The following is a 14,368-nucleotide window of genomic DNA, read 5'->3' on the forward strand; positions in this document are numbered from 1 at the left end:
TCAGGAGGAAGCGTCATGACCACATCCCGACCGCGCCGGACCCGGTTCGCCGGTGTCGTCGCCGTCACCGCCGCCGCCCTGCTCACGGTGGGCGCCTGTGGTGGGGACGACGACGGCGGCGGCGCGACGGCCGGCGAGGGCGACACCGTCGCCGTCACCCTCATCACCAAGGACTCGATCAACCCGTTCTTCGTCGCCATGCAGGACGGCGCGAAGGAGGTCGCCGAGCAGGAGAACGTCGACCTCACCATCGCCGCGGGCGCCGAGGACGGTGACGAGGAGGGCCAGATCCAGGCCATCGAGAACGCCATCGCCGCAGGCGAGCAGGGCATTCTCATCGTGCCGAACGGCCCGGGCGTGAACCCGGCGATCGAACGGGCCCGCGACGCCGGCCTGTTCGTCATCGCGCTGGACACCCCGCCCGACCCCGCCGACATCGTCGACATCACCTTCGCCACCGACAACTTCGAGGCCGGCGAGCTGATCGGCCAGTGGGCGGCGGCGCAGCTGGGCGGGCAGCCGGCGACCATCGCGCTGCTGGACCTGTTCAACGACAAGATCGTCTCCGTCGACTACAACCGCGACCAGGGCTTCCTGTCCGGCATGGGCATCGAGCTCGGCGACGACAAGCGCAACGGCGACGAGGCGGCCACCGGCCAGTACTCCGGCGGCACCTACGAGATCGCCTGCAACGAGCCGACCGGCGGCGCGGAGGACGGCGGCCGCACGGCCATGGAGAACTGCCTGACCCGCAACCCGGACATCAACGTCGTCTACACGATCAACGAGCCGTCCGCCGCCGGGGCGCACGCCGCGCTGGAGGCGGCCGGCGTCGCCGACAACGTGCTGATCGTCTCCGTCGACGGCGGCTGCGACGGCGTCCAGGCGGTGACGGACGGCCGCATCGGCGCCACCGCGCAGCAGTACCCGCTGCTCATGGCGTCGGAGGGGGTCAAGGCGATCGCCGACATCGCCCGCGGCGGCGAGCCGCCGACGCCCAGCGACGGCCTCGACTTCTTCAACACCGGGGTCGCGCTCGTGACGGACACGCCGGCCGACGGCGTCGAGAGCATCGACACGACCGAGGGCACGGACAAGTGCTGGGGCTGACCACCGACGAACCGGGCGGGGCGGCGGCGGAGCTGGAGCGCCGCCGCCGTGCCCCCGCCCAGCGGGTGCAGCATGTCCTGCACACCCATCCGGCGCTCAGCCCGGCCATCATCCTGCTGCTGACCTGCGTCGCGTTCACGCTGCTCAACGACCGGTTCGCCGCGCCGGCCGCGCTGTCGCTGCTGATCCAGCAGACGGCGGTCGTGGCGGCGCTGGCGATCGGTCAGACGCTGATCATCCTGACCGCCGGCATCGACCTGTCCGTCGGGGCCATCGCGGTGCTGTCGTCGATGCTGGCCGCCATGCTCGCCGCGGAGCACGGCGTGCCGGCGCCGCTCGCGCTGGTCGTCGGCGTCGCGACGGGCATGGCGGCGGGCAGCCTCAACGGGCTGCTGGTGACCCGGGTCGGACTGCCGCCGTTCATCGTCACGCTCGGCACGCTGAGCGTGTTCACCGCGATCGTGCTGATCTACACCGGCGGGCAGAGCGTGCCCGGCGCCGACCTCCCCGACTGGCTGACCTGGACCGGGACGACGTTCCCGCTGGGCGACTTCCGGCTCACCTACGGCGTCGTGCTGGTGGCGCTGATGTACCTGGTGGTCGGGTGGGCGCTGAGCCAGACCGCCTGGGGGCGGCACGTGTACGCCGTCGGCGACGACTCCGACGCGGCGCGGCTGGCCGGCATCCGGGTCAGCCAGGTGCTGTTCAGCGTGTACGCGGTCGCCGGGCTGATCTACGGGCTGGCGGCGTGGGTGCTGATCGGGCGGGCCGGCGCGGCCAGCCCGAACGCGATCGCCGACGCCAACCTGGAGTCGATCACGGCCGTCGTCATCGGCGGGACCAGCCTGTTCGGCGGCCGCGGCGGCATCCTGGGGACGCTGCTCGGCGCGCTGATCGTCCAGTCGTTCGCCGTCGGGCTGTCGCTGGCCGGCGTCGACGACCAGTACCGGCTGCTCGCCGTCGGCATCCTCGTCATCGCCGCGGTGTCGGTGGACCAGTGGATCAGGAGGGTGCGGGCATGACGACGACGCGGACCCCGGTGCTCGCCGCGCGCGGGCTGGTGAAGACGTTCGGCCGGGTCGTCGGCCTCGACGGTGTCGACGTCGACGTGTACGAGGGCGAGGTGCTGGCCGTCATCGGCGACAACGGCGCCGGCAAGTCGACGCTGATCAAGTGCCTCACCGGCGCGCTGATCCCAGACGCCGGGACGATCATCTGCGACGGCCGCGAGGTGACGTTCCGCCGTCCGCAGGACGCCCGCGACGCCGGCATCGAGACCGTCTACCAGACGCTCGCCGTCGCGCCGGCCCTCGACGTCGCCAGCAACCTCTACCTCGGCCGCGAGGAACGCCGTCCCGGCCCGCTCGGCTCGGTGTTCCGGATGCTCGACAAGCACGGCATGCGCCGGCGCGCCGCCGACGCCGTCCGCGACCTCGGCATCAGCACCATCCAGAACATCACCCAGCCGGTCGAGTCGCTGTCCGGCGGCCAGCGCCAGGCCGTCGCCGTCGCCCGGGCCGCCGCGTTCGGCAGCCGCATCGTCGTGCTGGACGAACCGACCGCCGCGCTCGGCGTCAAGGAGTCCAACCTGGTGCTCGCGCTGATCGAGCGGCTCCGCGAGAACGGCCTCGGCATCGTCCTGATCAGCCACAACATGCCGCACGTGTGGCAGGTGGCGGACCGCATCCACGTGCAGCGGCTGGGCCGCTCGGCCGGGGTCGTCACGCCGTCGTCGCACACCATGGCCGAGGGGGTGGCCATCATGACCGGCGCCGCGGCCGCCTGACCCCACGGCGCCGGGGCCTTACACTCTGGTCCCGTGATGACCGAGTCGGGGGGCCGGCTGCGGCGCCTGGGCTCGCGTGCCCCGCGCCAGCACCTGCCGCTTGCGGGCAGCGCGGCCGGCGCGATCGTGCTGGCCGTGCTGGTCGCCGGCGGCTTCGATCCGATGGAGAAGCCGGCCGCCGAGGTCGAGCCGCTGGCCGTCGGCGAGTCCGTCGACCTCGGCCCGTTCGTCGTCACGGCCGACCGGCTGCGGGTGGTCGACGAGCTGCCGGGCGTGTCCGAGGGCGACGACGGCACCCGCGTGCTGGCGCTGGTCGCGACCGTCACCGCGACCGGCACGACGACGCAGTACGGCGCGATGCTGTCCGAGAGCGTCGCGCTGGACGGGGTGCCCGGCGTGCCCGCCGACGGCGACGGCCCCGTGCCCGCCGACGCCGTCTACGTCATGGCCGACGGCACCCGCCTCGACGCCGTCCAGCCGGGCCTGGAGTACGAGGTCGCGCTGGTGTGGGAGCAGGACGTGCGCGCCGACGCCCCGTCCGAGGCGCGGCTGGTGCTGGTCGGGCGGACGCTGCGGGAGAGCTCCATCGACCGGTCGATGGAGTGGCTGGACCCCGCGCCCGTCGTCGCCGGCGACCTCGAGGTGACGGCGCCGGCCGAGGAGGAGTCCTGATGGGCGGCCGTCGCGTGGCGCACCCGGCGTCCGGCCGGCGGACCGGGCTGCCGCGGCAGGCGGCGTTCGCCGTCCTGCTGGTCGCGGCGCTGGCGACCGGCCGCGCCGTCGAGGGCCTGATGCCGGTCGACGACGAGACGGAGGCGCCGTTCGAGCGGACCGGCGGCGTCGGCGACCGCGTCGAGACCCGCTGGGGCGACGTCGAGGTGACCTCCGTCGCCGGGTCCACGCGGATCGAGGACCCGCACGGCACGATCCACGTGACCGGCGGCGTGTACGTCGTCGTCGACTGGACGTACACCGCGGCGGGCGAGCCGCAGGTGCCGACATACGTGGCGATCCGCGACGCCGAGGGCCGCGAGTTCCGCACCAGCGTCGAGCGCAACCCGTACAGCTCCGGCGGCGCGGCGCAGCCCGGCATCCCGCGCCGGGTCTCCGCCGCGATCGAGCTGCCCGCCGACGCCGTCGACGGCGCCCGGCTGATCGTCACCCTGCAGCCGAACCCCGAGGACCACCGCCGCGACGACATCGCCGTCATCGACCTCGGCCTGACCGGCGACGACGCCGGCGCCTGGGCCGCGTCGGACGAGCCGGTCGAGGTGGCCGGCGCCGCCGACGGGCCCGGGGACGCGCCGTGACGCCGCCCGGGTGGTGGCGGCGCAACCGCTGGGGGCTGGTGGCGCTGCCGGTGACGATCGTGGCGGCGCTCGCGGCCAGCTCGTACCGCGTCGAGACGTACTGGTGGATGGAGAAGCCGCGCGACCTCGTCCACGCCGAGCGAGGCGAATGGGTGACGTTCTCGGCCAGCCAGTACGACCGGGGCGGCGACCGGCCGTTCACCGTGCGGGTCCGGCTGGACGACGTCCGCGCGGCCGAGGCGCCGTTCGGCGAGGACGACCCGCTCGAGCCGCCCGCGGGCGTCCAGGCCGTCGCCGTCGACCTCACCCTGTCCGCCGCCCCGGACGTGCCGCTGTCGAGCTGCAACCTTGTCGTCCGCGACGCGTCCGGCACCGAGTACGCCTACCAGTCCACGTCGCCGTCGATCAGCCAGGCGACGTCGCCGTGCGTGCCGCCGGACGCCCGCGGCCCGGACCTCGACCTGTTCGAGGGGATCGACCCCGACACCGGCCCGCGCCGCCCGGACGAGTGGACCGTCAGCCCCGTCGTCCTCCTTCCCGACGGCGTCGAGGTGGCGGAGGTCGTGCTCAGCTGGGGGCCGCCGGACGGGCTGCTGATCAGCGCAGACTGACGGGCTCGCGGGCCGCGCGGCCGAGGACGCGGTCGATCGCCGCGCCGAGCAGGCACACCACGGCGACGGTGCCGACGACGTGCGACACCATGCCGGTGTGCGGGACGAAGGCCAGGTAGGCGCCGAGCGGCAGCGGCCCGAGCAGCTCGCGCCAGATCAGTTCGACCGCGTACTCCAGCCGCTGCGCGATGACGAACGCGAGCGCGAACAGCAGCATCGGCGCCAGCCCCGCCACCGCGAGCCGGCGCAAGCCGCTGGCCAGCGCGCCGAACCGCTCGCCGAGGCCGCCGGTGAGCTCGTTGCCGACCTGCCGGGCGGGCGCGTGCATGCGCCGGACCAGCCCGCCGCGCTGCCGCCGGTGTGACGCCTGCCGGCGCCGCTCCGGTTCGCTCAGCTGCTGCCCGTACACGACCGCGCCCACCGTCAGCCACGCCACCGGGATCACCAGCAGCGCGTCGGCGTCGCCGAGCAGGTCGAACAGCCACCGGCTGCCCGTGTCGACGGCGTCGCCGACCGGGCCGAAGAACGCCACCAGCGACCGCCACCCGTCCGCGACCGCCTGCGTGACGGCCCGCTCCTCCAGCCACGCGAACGCCGCCTCCTGGTGGCTGGCGAGCATGCGGGCCAGCGTGACCAGCCACAACACCTCGACGTACGCGGCGACCCACGGGATCCACCGCATCGGGCGGCGCTGCGCCAGGGCGCCCAGCCCGTACCGCAGCACGATCGCGATCGCCACCAGCGCCATCGCCAGCCAGCCGGTCGCCAGCGCCGTCCGGTTCTCGTCCACCTCGCCGGTGCCCAGCAGCAGGTCGGGGTTGTTCAGCAGCTCGTCGGTGACCGCCGTGTTCACGAACCGGAACACGTCGTCGGACAGGTAGCCGTAGGACGCGTAGATCGCGAGGAACGGGATCATCACGCTGCCCAGCACGGAGACCACGCTCGCGTGCTCGCGCCCCGGCCGGTCGCCGGCCGCGTCGTCGGCGCCGGCCGCATCGTCGGCGCCCGCCTGCAGCGACGGGAGCGAGTGGCGCAGCGCGTAGAGGGCGGCGATGAGGGCGCTCACCGCCGCCAGCGGGCCCAGGACCAGCACGAGGACGCCCAACGTGCCGCTGAACTCGCTCAGCTCGACCGCCGCCCACAGCGCCGCGTACCGGCCCGCCTCACCGGCGAACAGGATCGCCAGCAGCACCGGCCAGTGCCCGGCCAGCAGCCGGCCGGCCCGCCCCAGCACCGCGAACAGGTCGGTGGCGGCAGCGCGCAGCGTGCCGCCCAGGCCGCGCCGGGCCGGTGTCTCGGTCAAGGTCATCGCAGGTCATCCCGGGTCAGAACGGACGCCTCAGGATAGTGGCCGAACGGGACGAAGTCGCGCCGGGACCGGTGCGCACCCGCGATGTTCGCCGACCCGGCGGTTACCCGAGAATCCGGCGGATGCCGGCCAGATCGGGCCTGCACGCGTCGGAAATTCGGGTATCCGCCCGCGACTTGGGCATCGGCCGGTTCTGGGTGGTGTGCGGCCGCACCACCCCGTGCCCGGGTGCGGCCTTGGCGCGGCTGGTCACGACCAGGACGATCACAGCGCGAGCGTGGCGAGGAGCGGCAGGTGGTCGGAGCCGGCGCGGTCGAGGAGGTAGTCGATCGGTTCGGCGGGGGCGGACGCCGGGTAGGAGGGGACCGGCGGTCAGCGTCAGCAGGCGGTCGAGCGCGGCCGACCGCGCCGCCACCCCCGCGCGGGCGGTCGGAATCGCCGTGGTGGACGGTGGGCGGGAAGACCCAGGCGTAGCCGAACCGATCGGCCAGCGAGGCCAGCACGGACGCGCTGCCCCAGGCCTCCTCGACCTCGACCAGTGAGACGACGTCAGGGGCGGTCGCGGCGAGCAGCGAGGCCACCGCGTCGACGTTCGGGGCACCGTCGTCGTCGCGCCAGGAGTGGATGTTCCAGTGCAGGATCCGGATGTCCGGCATGGCTCGCCACGCTAGCGGAGCGGCGCCGTAGATTGGCGGCGTGACGACGGCCGGCTCGCGCAGCCACGACGTCTTCCCCGGCTGGGCCGCCGCCCTGGGCCGGCCGGACTGGACGTTGCGCGGCGTCGACCTCCCGCTGGCGGCGCACGAGGTGAACACGCTGGTCCGCGGGCCGGGCGGGGTCGACGGGCAGGCGCGCGACCCGCTGGCGCTGTCCGCCGTCCTGCAGGGCGACGCCGCCGACGTCGTCGTCTACGGGGCCGGCGTGGCGGGGACGGCGCTGCTGCTGGCGCTGACGCTGGACGTCGAGGCGACGCTCATGTCCGGCCGGCGGCGTCGTGACAGCCGTCAGGCCCGCAGCCGGGCGTTGAGCCGGGCGGCCTGGCGAGTGAGGTGGTCGCGCTCGGCGAGATTCGGCGCCTGGCCGGCCGCCTCGGCGTACAGCCGGGCCGCCGTCACCAGGTCGCCGTCACGCTCGTGGAGGTACGCCGCCACCGCCGCGTACCGGGGCAGCGAGTCGTCGAGCTCCGCGAGCGCCGCCAGGCCGGCCCGCGCACCGTCCGCCTCCCCGACGGCCACCGCGCGGTTGAGCCGGACGACCGGGCTGCCGGTCAGCCGCTCCAGCTCGTCGTACCACTCGACGATCTGCACCCAGTCGGTCTCCTCGGCGGTGGGCGCGTCGGCGTGCAGCGCCGCGATGGCGGCCTGGGCCTGGAACTCGCCCAGCCGGTCCAGCGCGAGCGCCGCCTGCAGGATCTCCACCCCCTCGGCGATCGACCGGGTGTCCCACCGGCCGCGGTCCTGCTCGGCGAGCGGCACCAGGCTGCCGTCGGGCGCGATGCGGGCGGCGCGCCGGGCGTGGTGCAGCAGCATCAGCGCGAGCAGCCCCGCCACCTCGGGGTGCTCGATCGCGGCCGCGAGCTGCCGGGTGAGCCGGACGGCCTCGGCGGCGAGGTCGACGTCACCGGAGTAGCCCTCGTTGAAGACCAGGTAGAGGACGCGCAACACGGTGGCGACGTCGCCGGGCTGGTCGAGCCGGACGCCGGACACCGTGCGCTTCGCCCGGCTGATGCGCTGCGCCATGGTCGCCTCGGGCACCAGGTAGGCCCGGGCGATCTGCCGGGTGGTCAGGCCGCCGACGGCGCGCAGCGTGAGCGCGACCGCGGACGACGGCGTCAGCGACGGGTGCGCGCAGAGGAAGTAGAGCTGGAGCGTGTCGTCCGCCGCGGGCGCCGGCCCGGGCGCCGGTTCGTCGTCGACGAGGTCCTCACGCCGGCGGCGCGCGGCGTCCGCCCGGGTCGCGTCGAGGAACCGGCGCCACGCGACCGCGACCAGCCAGCCCTTCGGATCGCGCGGCGGATCGTCCGGCCAGGTGTCCAGCGCCCGGATCAGGGCCTCCTGCACGGCGTCCTCGGCCGACGCGAAGTCCGCTCCGCGCCGGACGAGGACACCGATCACCGCGGGCACCAGCTCCCGCAGCAGGACCTCGTTCACTCAGTCACCGTGGGCAGCGGGCCGAGGAGCGGACGCAGCTCGAGCCACTCGTGGATCGGCTCACCGCCCGCCCCGGGCGCGGCGGACAGCTCCCCGGCCAGCTCGACGGCGCGCTCGTAGCTGTCGACGTCGATGACCATCCAGCCGGCGACGAGGTCCTTGGTCTCGGCGAACGGGCCGTCGGTGACCGGCGGCCGCCCCTCACCGTCGTACCGGACGAAGGTGCCCTCGGGCGCGATGGCCTGCTCGCCGACGAACTCGCCGGTCGCCTGGATCCTGGCCGCGAACTCGGACATGTACCGCAAATGCGCCGCGATCTCCTCCGGCGTCCACCGGTCCATCGGTACGTCGTTGACCGCAGCCGGGGCGCCGCGGTAGTGCTTGAGCAGCAGGTACTTGGCCATCGTGTTCTCCTCGGTCCTGATGCGACCCATTGTGGTCGCGTTCACCCCGGGGACGGAGCCGGGCGCCGGTTCTCGACATCGCCGCCGGCAGCCCGGGACCGGATGCATCCGATTTCGTCCGATGTGAGGGATTCGATGGCGTGTCAGGGTGGTTGTCACATACGGTCAACATGACGCTGCCCTGACGAGAGGACGACGATGTCCGACCGCCACGCCCTGGCACCACTGCGCCGCCGGCTCCTCGAGACCGGCACCCCGGCGAAACTCGCCGTCCTGCTGCTCGTGGCCGTCCTGATGATCGCCACCTCGGTCCTCCTGCTCAACAGCGGCGCCGGTGGCGGCGACTCCGGCCTGATCGAGATCGAGACGCCCGCCGCCGGCTAGGGCCGCAGCTCAGCCGGTGCGATGACGCGTCGCCGGCCGCGTCGCGGTGCGGATCCGGTACAGGCTGGTGGTGGCCGCGACGAACAGGTCGGAGCCGTCGTCGCCGCCGAAGCAGAGATTGGCGACGGTCTCCGGCACCGGCACCACGGCGACCCGCTCACCGTCCGGCGCGAACACCTGCACGGAGTCCGCGCTGGACGCCCACACCCGGCCCTCCTCGTCGACCCGGATGCCGTCGGCCGCGCCCGGGCGCACCGTCGCGAACACCCGGCCGTTCCCGCACCGGCCGTCCGCCACGTCGTAGGCGCGGATCGACCGCTCCGCGGGGTCACCCGGCCGCGCGCCGGTGTCGGCGACGTAGAGCACCGACTCGTCCGGCGCGAAGGCCAGCCCGTTCGGGTGCTCCATGTCGGTGACGACGGCGGTCAGCGCGCCGCTCGCCTCGTCGTAGCGGAACACGTGGCAGCCGCCGTACTCCTGCTCGCCCGGGTTCCCCTCGCGGCCGCTCTCGTGGATGCCGTACGGCGGGTCGGTGAACCAGATCGCACCGTCGCCCGCCACCACGACGTCGTTGGGCGAGTTGAACCGGCGGCCCTCGACGGAGTCGACGATCGGGGTGACGACGCCGCCGACGTCGCGCTCGACCCGGCGGCGGCCGTGCGAGCACTGGACGACGTGGCCGTCGAGGTCGAGGGTGCGGCCGTTGGTGTACTCGACGCCGGTGCCGTAGACGGTGGTCGCGCCGGTCGCGGCGTCCCATTCGAGGATGCGGTCGTTGGGGATGTCGCTCCAGCGGACGCGGCGGGCGCGGGGCAGCCAGACCGGGCCCTCGGCCCACTCGGTCCCGGTGTACAGCCGCTCCAGCGCGGCACCGTCGGCGAGGGGGCTCGTCACGCGGACAGGATGCCACGCCTCAGTAGGCGCGCACCCGGGTGGGCGTGACGCGGATGACGGTGGAGTAGTCGCCGAAGAACTCGTCGCGGGTGATGCCGACCAGCTCCATCATCGCGCCGTACTTGGCGACGTAGCGGTCGGCCTCGGCGCCGGTCAGCGGCCCCGCCTCGACGACGGCGTCGCCCTCGACGGTCAGGACGCCGCCGGTGGTCTGCGCGGTGCGGTCGAGCTCGAGGTGCAGCGAGACCCGGGTGTTGCCGCCGAGGTTGCGGACCTTGCCCGCGCCGGGCCGGCTGAGCACGGTGAAGCGGGCACCGTCCCAGAGGAACCCGACCGGCGACGTCTGCGGCTGCCCGCCGTCGCGCACCGTCGTGATCCAGATCTCCTCCTCGGCGTCGAGGCGGTGTAGCGCGGTCTCGGTGGCGGCGTCGTCCAGACCCGGCAGCATCGTCGATCCCTTCGTCGAGTGATGGCGATCACAGCACAGCATCGGCGCAAGCTATTCCGCCGGATCCCCGCGGCACGCCGCGGAGCTGATCCTGCACCCGGACGTCGCCGAACCGCGTCGCCAGCAGCAGGCCGGCGACGACGACAACAGCGGCAATGGCGACGCGCTGCACGATCGACGTGATGATGCGCGGCGCCGCGCTGGCCGGCTCCGCCCGGGCCAGCTCCTCCCACCGACCGCGGCTGGCCGCCACCAGCCCGCGCGCCAACACCACACGCGCACTGCGCGACCGCCGCCAGTCGACCGGATAGTCCGCCGCGACGGCGACCCCGGTGGCGCTCGCATACGTCTCGAAGAGCGCCTCGATGACGAGGTCCCTCGGGTCCGAGGGGTGCCGCGCCAGCACGATCAACTCCGCGAGCAGTGCGAGTACGACGATCGCCATCAGGCTCGTCAGCGCCGGCACGACGACGTTCCAGTCGCCGTACGGCTCGCAGGGCCACAGCACCAGGGCCGTGACGCCGAGCACCACGACGTTCAGCAATGGCGTGAACATCGTCAGGCGCTGTTCCTGGCGGTCATCCGGCCACTGCCCGAGCGACTGCCACAGCTCGGCGAGGGCGGCGCCGGCGGACTGCCCGGGGCGGCGCCGGAGCACCCGCACCACGAGCAGCACGACAACACCCCGGTCGCGACCGCGACCACCACCCACGCCGTCGCGAGCAGCGGCGCCACCACGTCCCACAACCAGCCCCACGACCGCGGCTCAGGCCACTCGCGCGCCAGCCCGATGCCCAGCCAGGCCACACCGAGGGCCAGAAAGACGCAGGCCTGGAGCTCGCTGCGCAGCCTCTCCCGGTTCGCCGCCGCCTCGCCCAGCGACTCGAGCGCGGCGTTCACCGCCGCGGCCACGTCAGCCGGGGCGTCCGGTCCATGCGCGACGATCTCGTCACTGGTCTCCACGAGCTCGACCGCACCGGGCTCGTCGCCAGCGTCGGCGGCGATGTCCGCGGACGGATCACTCGGCATGGACGCATGGTGCCAGCGCCCCCGGAGTCATCCGTCTCACATTCTGACCGAATTTTGTTCACAATATGAGATCACACCGCGTTCCGTTTGGAGACCACTGGTCCAATCGGGAAGATGGACGCATGTCTCGCGCATCGTCCGACACCGCCCGGATCGTGACCACGGCCACCGGCCGCGGCATGTCCCTGTGTCCGATGCGAATGCGCCACTGCCGCTGACGTCGTCCTGACGTCACCTCGCGGCATCCCGCCCCGGTCACCGGCCGGCGACCCCGCCGCGCCCGGACCCGGCGGCTCCCCGCGCCCACCCCGCGCGAACCACACCCTCATCAAGGAGACACGCACGCCATGAATCGCCGCATCGCCCTGCCCCTCGCCCTCACCGCAGCCGCCGCCGTCCTGGCCGCGTGCGGCGGAGGCGACACCGAGACCGCGTCCGGCGAGTCCGGCGACCCGATCCGCATCGGCGTGGTCGGCGCCAGCGAGGACTACTGGACGGCCTTCACCGAGCTGACCGACGCGGAGGGCATCGACGTCGAGCTGGTGAACTTCACCGACTACACGCAGCCGAATCCGGCGCTGTCGCAGGGCCAGCTCGACCTCAACCAGTTCCAGCACCTGCAGTACCTGGCCGCCTACAACGTGGCGAACGACGACGACCTGGCGCCGATCGGGGCGACGGCGATCTACCCGCTCGGCCTGTACTCCCAGCAGCACGAGTCGCTGGAGGACATCCCCGAGGGCGGCGAGGTCGCGATCCCGAACGACGAGACCAACCAGGCCCGCGCGCTGCTCGTCCTGCAGGACGCCGGGCTGATCACGCTCGAGGGCGGCGGCAGCTCGACGTCGCTGCCGTCGGACGTCGTCGAGGCGGAGTCGCGGGTCAGCGTCACGCCGGTCGCGGCCGAGCAGACGGCGACGGCGCTGAACAGCGTCGACGCGTCGGTGATCAACAACGACTTCGTCGCCGACGCGGGGCTGGAGCCCACCGACGCCCTCTACCAGGACCACGCCGACAGCCCGGGCGCCCGCCCTTACATCAACGTGTGGGTGGCGCGGTCCGACGAGGTCGACAACGAGACGTTCCAGCGGCTGGTCGAGCTGTACCACTCGCCGGAGGTGGAGGCGGCGTCGTCGGAGGCGTCCGGCGGCACGGCGGTGTTCACCGACAACCCGTCTGACCAGCTGTCGGAGATCCTCGACGGCATCCAGACGGACCTCGCCGCGCACTGATGGCAGCCCTGATCAGCTTCCAGGACGTCAGCAAGGTCTTCGGGTCCGGCGACCGCGCGGTCCGCGCCGTCGACGGCGTGACGCTGGACATCGAGGCCGGCGAGATCTTCGGCGTCATCGGCTACTCCGGCGCCGGCAAGAGCACGCTGGTCCGGCTGGTCAACGCGCTGGAGCCGGTGACGTCCGGCCGCCTGCTCGTCGACGGGCAGGACGTCACCGCGCTCGGCGAGTCCCAGCTGCGGCGGGTGCGGGCCGGCATCGGCATGGTGTTCCAGCAGTTCAACCTGCTCAACTCGCGCACCGTCGCCGGCAACGTCGGGTACCCGCTGAAGGTGGCCGGCTGGCCGCGGGACAAGCGGGCGGCGCGGGTCGCCGAGCTGCTCGACTACGTCGGCATCGCGGACAAGGCGAAGTCGTACCCGCGGCAGCTGTCCGGCGGCCAGAAGCAGCGCGTCGGCATCGCCCGGGCGCTCGCGACGTCGCCGCGGATCCTGCTCGCCGACGAGGCCACCAGCGCGCTCGACCCGGACACCACGCAGGACGTGCTGGCGCTGCTGCGCCGGGTCAACCGCGAGCTGGGCGTCACCGTCATCGTCATCACGCACGAGATGGACGTGATCCGCTTGCTCGCGCACCGGGTCGCCGTCATGGAGGCCGGGAGGGTGATCGAGCACGGCCCGGTCTACGACGTGTTCGCCGCGCCGCGCGAGCGGGCCACCCGCCGGTTCGTCGCGACGACCCTGAAGGACCGGCCGACGCCGGAGGCGCTGGATCGCCTGCGGCACCGGCACCCGGGCCGCATCATCACCGTCGGCATCCGTGAGTCCGGCGTCGACGTCACGGCGGCGCTGCGCGAGCACGGCGTCGACGGGACCATCGTGTTCGGCGGCATCACCGAGATCGACGAGCGGCCGTTCGGCTCGCTGACCCTGGAGCTGACCGGCGCCGACGGGGCCGTCGACGCGCTGATCGCGCGGCTGCGGGAGACGACCGACGTCGACGACCTCGGGACGGCGGGGGTGCGAGCGTGAACCGCGACTGGTCGGAGCTGTCGCCGATCCTGTGGGAGTCGGTGCGCGAGACGCTGTACATCGTCGGCGTGACGGTGGGCGTGGGCGGCGCACTGGGGCTGGTGCTCGGCGTGCTGCTGTACGCGACGCGGCGGGGCAACCTGCTGCAGAACGTCGTCGTCTTCACCATCCTGAACGTCGCGGTGAACGTCGTGCGGCCGATCCCGTTCATCATCTTCATCACCGCGGTCGGCCCGGTGACGCTGGCCGTCGTCGGCACCACCATCGGCAACGACGCGGTCATCTTCGCGATGGCGATCATGGCGACGTTCGTGACGGCACGCATCGTCGAGCAGAACCTCGTCGCGACCGATCCGGGCGTCATCGAGGCGGCCCGGGCGATGGGCGCGTCGCGGCTGCGGATCCTGGTGACGGTGCTGGTGCCGGAGGCGCTCGCGCCACTGATCCTCGGCTACACGTTCCTGCTCATCGGCATCGTCGACATGTCGGCCTTGGCCGGCTACGTGGGCGGCGGCGGGCTGGGCAACTTCGCCATCGTGTACGGCTACCAGCGGTTCAACTGGGAGGTCACGCTGGTGACCGTGCTGGTGATCATCGGGATGGTGCAGCTGGCGCAACTGCTCGGGAACTGGCTGGCGCGCAAGGCGCTGCACCGCTGACGTCGCCGGGC

18 protein-coding genes are annotated in these 14,368 nt (G+C 73.4%); 10 read left to right on the top strand and 8 right to left on the bottom strand.

Annotated features, from left to right (window positions below):
- Positions 1-15 precede the first annotated feature (15 nt).
- Genes ACW62_RS17770 through ACW62_RS17795 form a run of 6 tightly spaced genes read left to right on the top strand, consistent with a single transcriptional unit; the run spans position 16 to position 4,817 of the window.
- Entirely contained in the window at positions 16-1,110 is a 1,095-nt protein-coding gene (locus ACW62_RS17770; RefSeq protein ID WP_053205456.1) for a substrate-binding domain-containing protein, read from the top strand.
- A complete protein-coding gene (locus ACW62_RS17775) occupies positions 1,098-2,132 on the top strand; it encodes an ABC transporter permease (RefSeq protein ID WP_083459876.1) in 1,035 nt (344 codons plus the stop codon). Before ACW62_RS17770 ends, ACW62_RS17775 begins: the two co-directional genes overlap by 13 nt.
- Positions 2,129-2,896, top strand: a complete 768-nt coding sequence (locus tag ACW62_RS17780) for an ATP-binding cassette domain-containing protein (RefSeq protein WP_053205457.1) — start codon at positions 2,129-2,131, stop codon at positions 2,894-2,896. The genes ACW62_RS17775 and ACW62_RS17780 overlap by 4 nt, the downstream gene beginning before the upstream one ends.
- A 36-nt stretch (positions 2,897-2,932) precedes the next feature.
- On the top strand, positions 2,933-3,568 hold the full coding sequence (locus ACW62_RS17785) for a hypothetical protein (protein WP_053205458.1): 636 nt from the start codon (positions 2,933-2,935) through the stop codon (positions 3,566-3,568).
- Positions 3,568-4,206 carry a hypothetical protein gene (locus ACW62_RS17790; protein ID WP_053205459.1) on the top strand — a complete coding sequence of 213 codons (639 nt, stop codon included), beginning with the start codon at positions 3,568-3,570 and terminating at the stop codon, positions 4,204-4,206. The genes ACW62_RS17785 and ACW62_RS17790 overlap by 1 nt, the downstream gene beginning before the upstream one ends.
- Positions 4,203-4,817 (top strand): hypothetical protein, encoded by a 615-nt coding sequence (locus tag ACW62_RS17795; protein WP_053205460.1) that lies wholly within the window; start codon positions 4,203-4,205, stop codon positions 4,815-4,817. Before ACW62_RS17790 ends, ACW62_RS17795 begins: the two co-directional genes overlap by 4 nt.
- Here the strand turns inward: ACW62_RS17795 and ACW62_RS17800 are convergent.
- The 4 genes from ACW62_RS17800 to ACW62_RS17810 all read right to left on the bottom strand — a co-directional run bounded on the left by ACW62_RS17800 (position 4,804) and on the right by ACW62_RS17810 (position 8,680).
- The gene (locus ACW62_RS17800) at positions 4,804-6,126 is read right to left on the bottom strand and encodes a hypothetical protein (protein ID WP_053205461.1); all 1,323 of its coding nucleotides are present in this window, start codon (positions 6,124-6,126) and stop codon (positions 4,804-4,806) included. The genes ACW62_RS17795 and ACW62_RS17800 overlap by 14 nt on opposite strands.
- On the bottom strand, positions 6,123-6,782 hold the full coding sequence (locus ACW62_RS36550; RefSeq protein WP_420843601.1) for an endonuclease/exonuclease/phosphatase family protein: 660 nt from the start codon (positions 6,780-6,782) through the stop codon (positions 6,123-6,125). The genes ACW62_RS17800 and ACW62_RS36550 overlap by 4 nt, the downstream gene beginning before the upstream one ends.
- Before the next feature lie 348 nt (positions 6,783-7,130).
- Positions 7,131-8,276: an RNA polymerase sigma factor gene (locus ACW62_RS17805; RefSeq protein ID WP_053205462.1), complete on the bottom strand. Its 1,146-nt coding sequence runs from the start codon at positions 8,274-8,276 to the stop codon at positions 7,131-7,133.
- On the bottom strand, positions 8,273-8,680 hold the full coding sequence (locus ACW62_RS17810; RefSeq protein WP_053205463.1) for a YciI family protein: 408 nt from the start codon (positions 8,678-8,680) through the stop codon (positions 8,273-8,275). Before ACW62_RS17810 ends, ACW62_RS17805 begins: the two co-directional genes overlap by 4 nt.
- A 198-nt stretch (positions 8,681-8,878) precedes the next feature.
- Here ACW62_RS17810 and ACW62_RS17815 point away from each other — a divergent pair, with 198 nt between their 5' ends.
- Positions 8,879-9,064: a hypothetical protein gene (locus ACW62_RS17815; protein WP_053205464.1), complete on the top strand. Its 186-nt coding sequence runs from the start codon at positions 8,879-8,881 to the stop codon at positions 9,062-9,064.
- A gap of 9 nt (positions 9,065-9,073) precedes the next feature.
- On the opposite strand, the gene ACW62_RS17820 is transcribed toward ACW62_RS17815, so the two are convergent.
- From ACW62_RS17820 to ACW62_RS17835, 4 genes are read right to left on the bottom strand one after another with little or no spacing between them, the layout of a single operon-like run.
- On the bottom strand, positions 9,074-9,958 hold the full coding sequence (locus ACW62_RS17820) for an SMP-30/gluconolactonase/LRE family protein (protein WP_053205465.1): 885 nt from the start codon (positions 9,956-9,958) through the stop codon (positions 9,074-9,076).
- 19 nt (positions 9,959-9,977) lie between these two features.
- Positions 9,978-10,406: a pyridoxamine 5'-phosphate oxidase family protein gene (locus tag ACW62_RS17825; RefSeq protein WP_053205466.1), complete on the bottom strand. Its 429-nt coding sequence runs from the start codon at positions 10,404-10,406 to the stop codon at positions 9,978-9,980.
- A 28-nt stretch (positions 10,407-10,434) separates the two neighbouring features.
- Positions 10,435-11,082: a hypothetical protein gene (locus ACW62_RS17830; protein ID WP_169792077.1), complete on the bottom strand. Its 648-nt coding sequence runs from the start codon at positions 11,080-11,082 to the stop codon at positions 10,435-10,437.
- The gene (locus tag ACW62_RS17835) at positions 10,965-11,435 is read right to left on the bottom strand and encodes a hypothetical protein (protein WP_053205468.1); all 471 of its coding nucleotides are present in this window, start codon (positions 11,433-11,435) and stop codon (positions 10,965-10,967) included. The genes ACW62_RS17830 and ACW62_RS17835 overlap by 118 nt, the downstream gene beginning before the upstream one ends.
- Before the next feature lie 347 nt (positions 11,436-11,782).
- Between ACW62_RS17835 and ACW62_RS17840 the strand changes: the two genes are divergently transcribed.
- From ACW62_RS17840 to ACW62_RS17850, 3 genes are read left to right on the top strand one after another with little or no spacing between them, the layout of a single operon-like run.
- Positions 11,783-12,667: a MetQ/NlpA family ABC transporter substrate-binding protein gene (locus ACW62_RS17840; RefSeq protein ID WP_053205469.1), complete on the top strand. Its 885-nt coding sequence runs from the start codon at positions 11,783-11,785 to the stop codon at positions 12,665-12,667.
- Complete coding sequence (locus ACW62_RS17845; protein ID WP_053205470.1) at positions 12,667-13,698, top strand: methionine ABC transporter ATP-binding protein; 1,032 nt, start codon at positions 12,667-12,669, stop codon at positions 13,696-13,698. The genes ACW62_RS17840 and ACW62_RS17845 overlap by 1 nt, the downstream gene beginning before the upstream one ends.
- The gene (locus ACW62_RS17850) at positions 13,695-14,357 is read left to right on the top strand and encodes a methionine ABC transporter permease (RefSeq protein WP_053205471.1); all 663 of its coding nucleotides are present in this window, start codon (positions 13,695-13,697) and stop codon (positions 14,355-14,357) included. Before ACW62_RS17845 ends, ACW62_RS17850 begins: the two co-directional genes overlap by 4 nt.
- Positions 14,358-14,368: the final 11 nt, after the last annotated feature.

The sequence above is a fragment of the Jiangella muralis genome, from assembly GCF_001270745.1.
GTDB classification, from domain to species: Bacteria; Actinomycetota; Actinomycetes; order Jiangellales; family Jiangellaceae; genus Jiangella; species Jiangella muralis.

Excerpts from the sequence above, each read along its gene's own strand:
- ACW62_RS17770 (WP_053205456.1), top strand. The coding sequence starts at position 16 with ATGACCACATCCCGACCGCGCCGGACCCGGTTCGCCGGTGTCGTCGCC.
- ACW62_RS17780 (WP_053205457.1), top strand. The coding sequence starts at position 2,129 with ATGACGACGACGCGGACCCCGGTGCTCGCCGCGCGCGGGCTGGTGAAG.
- ACW62_RS17785 (WP_053205458.1), top strand. The coding sequence starts at position 2,933 with ATGACCGAGTCGGGGGGCCGGCTGCGGCGCCTGGGCTCGCGTGCCCCG.
- ACW62_RS17790 (WP_053205459.1), top strand. The coding sequence starts at position 3,568 with ATGGGCGGCCGTCGCGTGGCGCACCCGGCGTCCGGCCGGCGGACCGGG.
- ACW62_RS17800 (WP_053205461.1), bottom strand. The coding sequence starts at position 6,126 with ATGACCTTGACCGAGACACCGGCCCGGCGCGGCCTGGGCGGCACGCTG.
- ACW62_RS36550 (WP_420843601.1), bottom strand. The coding sequence starts at position 6,782 with ATGCCGGACATCCGGATCCTGCACTGGAACATCCACTCCTGGCGCGAC.
- ACW62_RS17810 (WP_053205463.1), bottom strand. The coding sequence starts at position 8,680 with ATGGCCAAGTACCTGCTGCTCAAGCACTACCGCGGCGCCCCGGCTGCG.
- ACW62_RS17815 (WP_053205464.1), top strand. The coding sequence starts at position 8,879 with ATGTCCGACCGCCACGCCCTGGCACCACTGCGCCGCCGGCTCCTCGAG.
- ACW62_RS17825 (WP_053205466.1), bottom strand. The coding sequence starts at position 10,406 with ATGCTGCCGGGTCTGGACGACGCCGCCACCGAGACCGCGCTACACCGC.
- ACW62_RS17835 (WP_053205468.1), bottom strand. The coding sequence starts at position 11,435 with ATGCCGAGTGATCCGTCCGCGGACATCGCCGCCGACGCTGGCGACGAG.
- ACW62_RS17840 (WP_053205469.1), top strand. The coding sequence starts at position 11,783 with ATGAATCGCCGCATCGCCCTGCCCCTCGCCCTCACCGCAGCCGCCGCC.
- ACW62_RS17845 (WP_053205470.1), top strand. The coding sequence starts at position 12,667 with ATGGCAGCCCTGATCAGCTTCCAGGACGTCAGCAAGGTCTTCGGGTCC.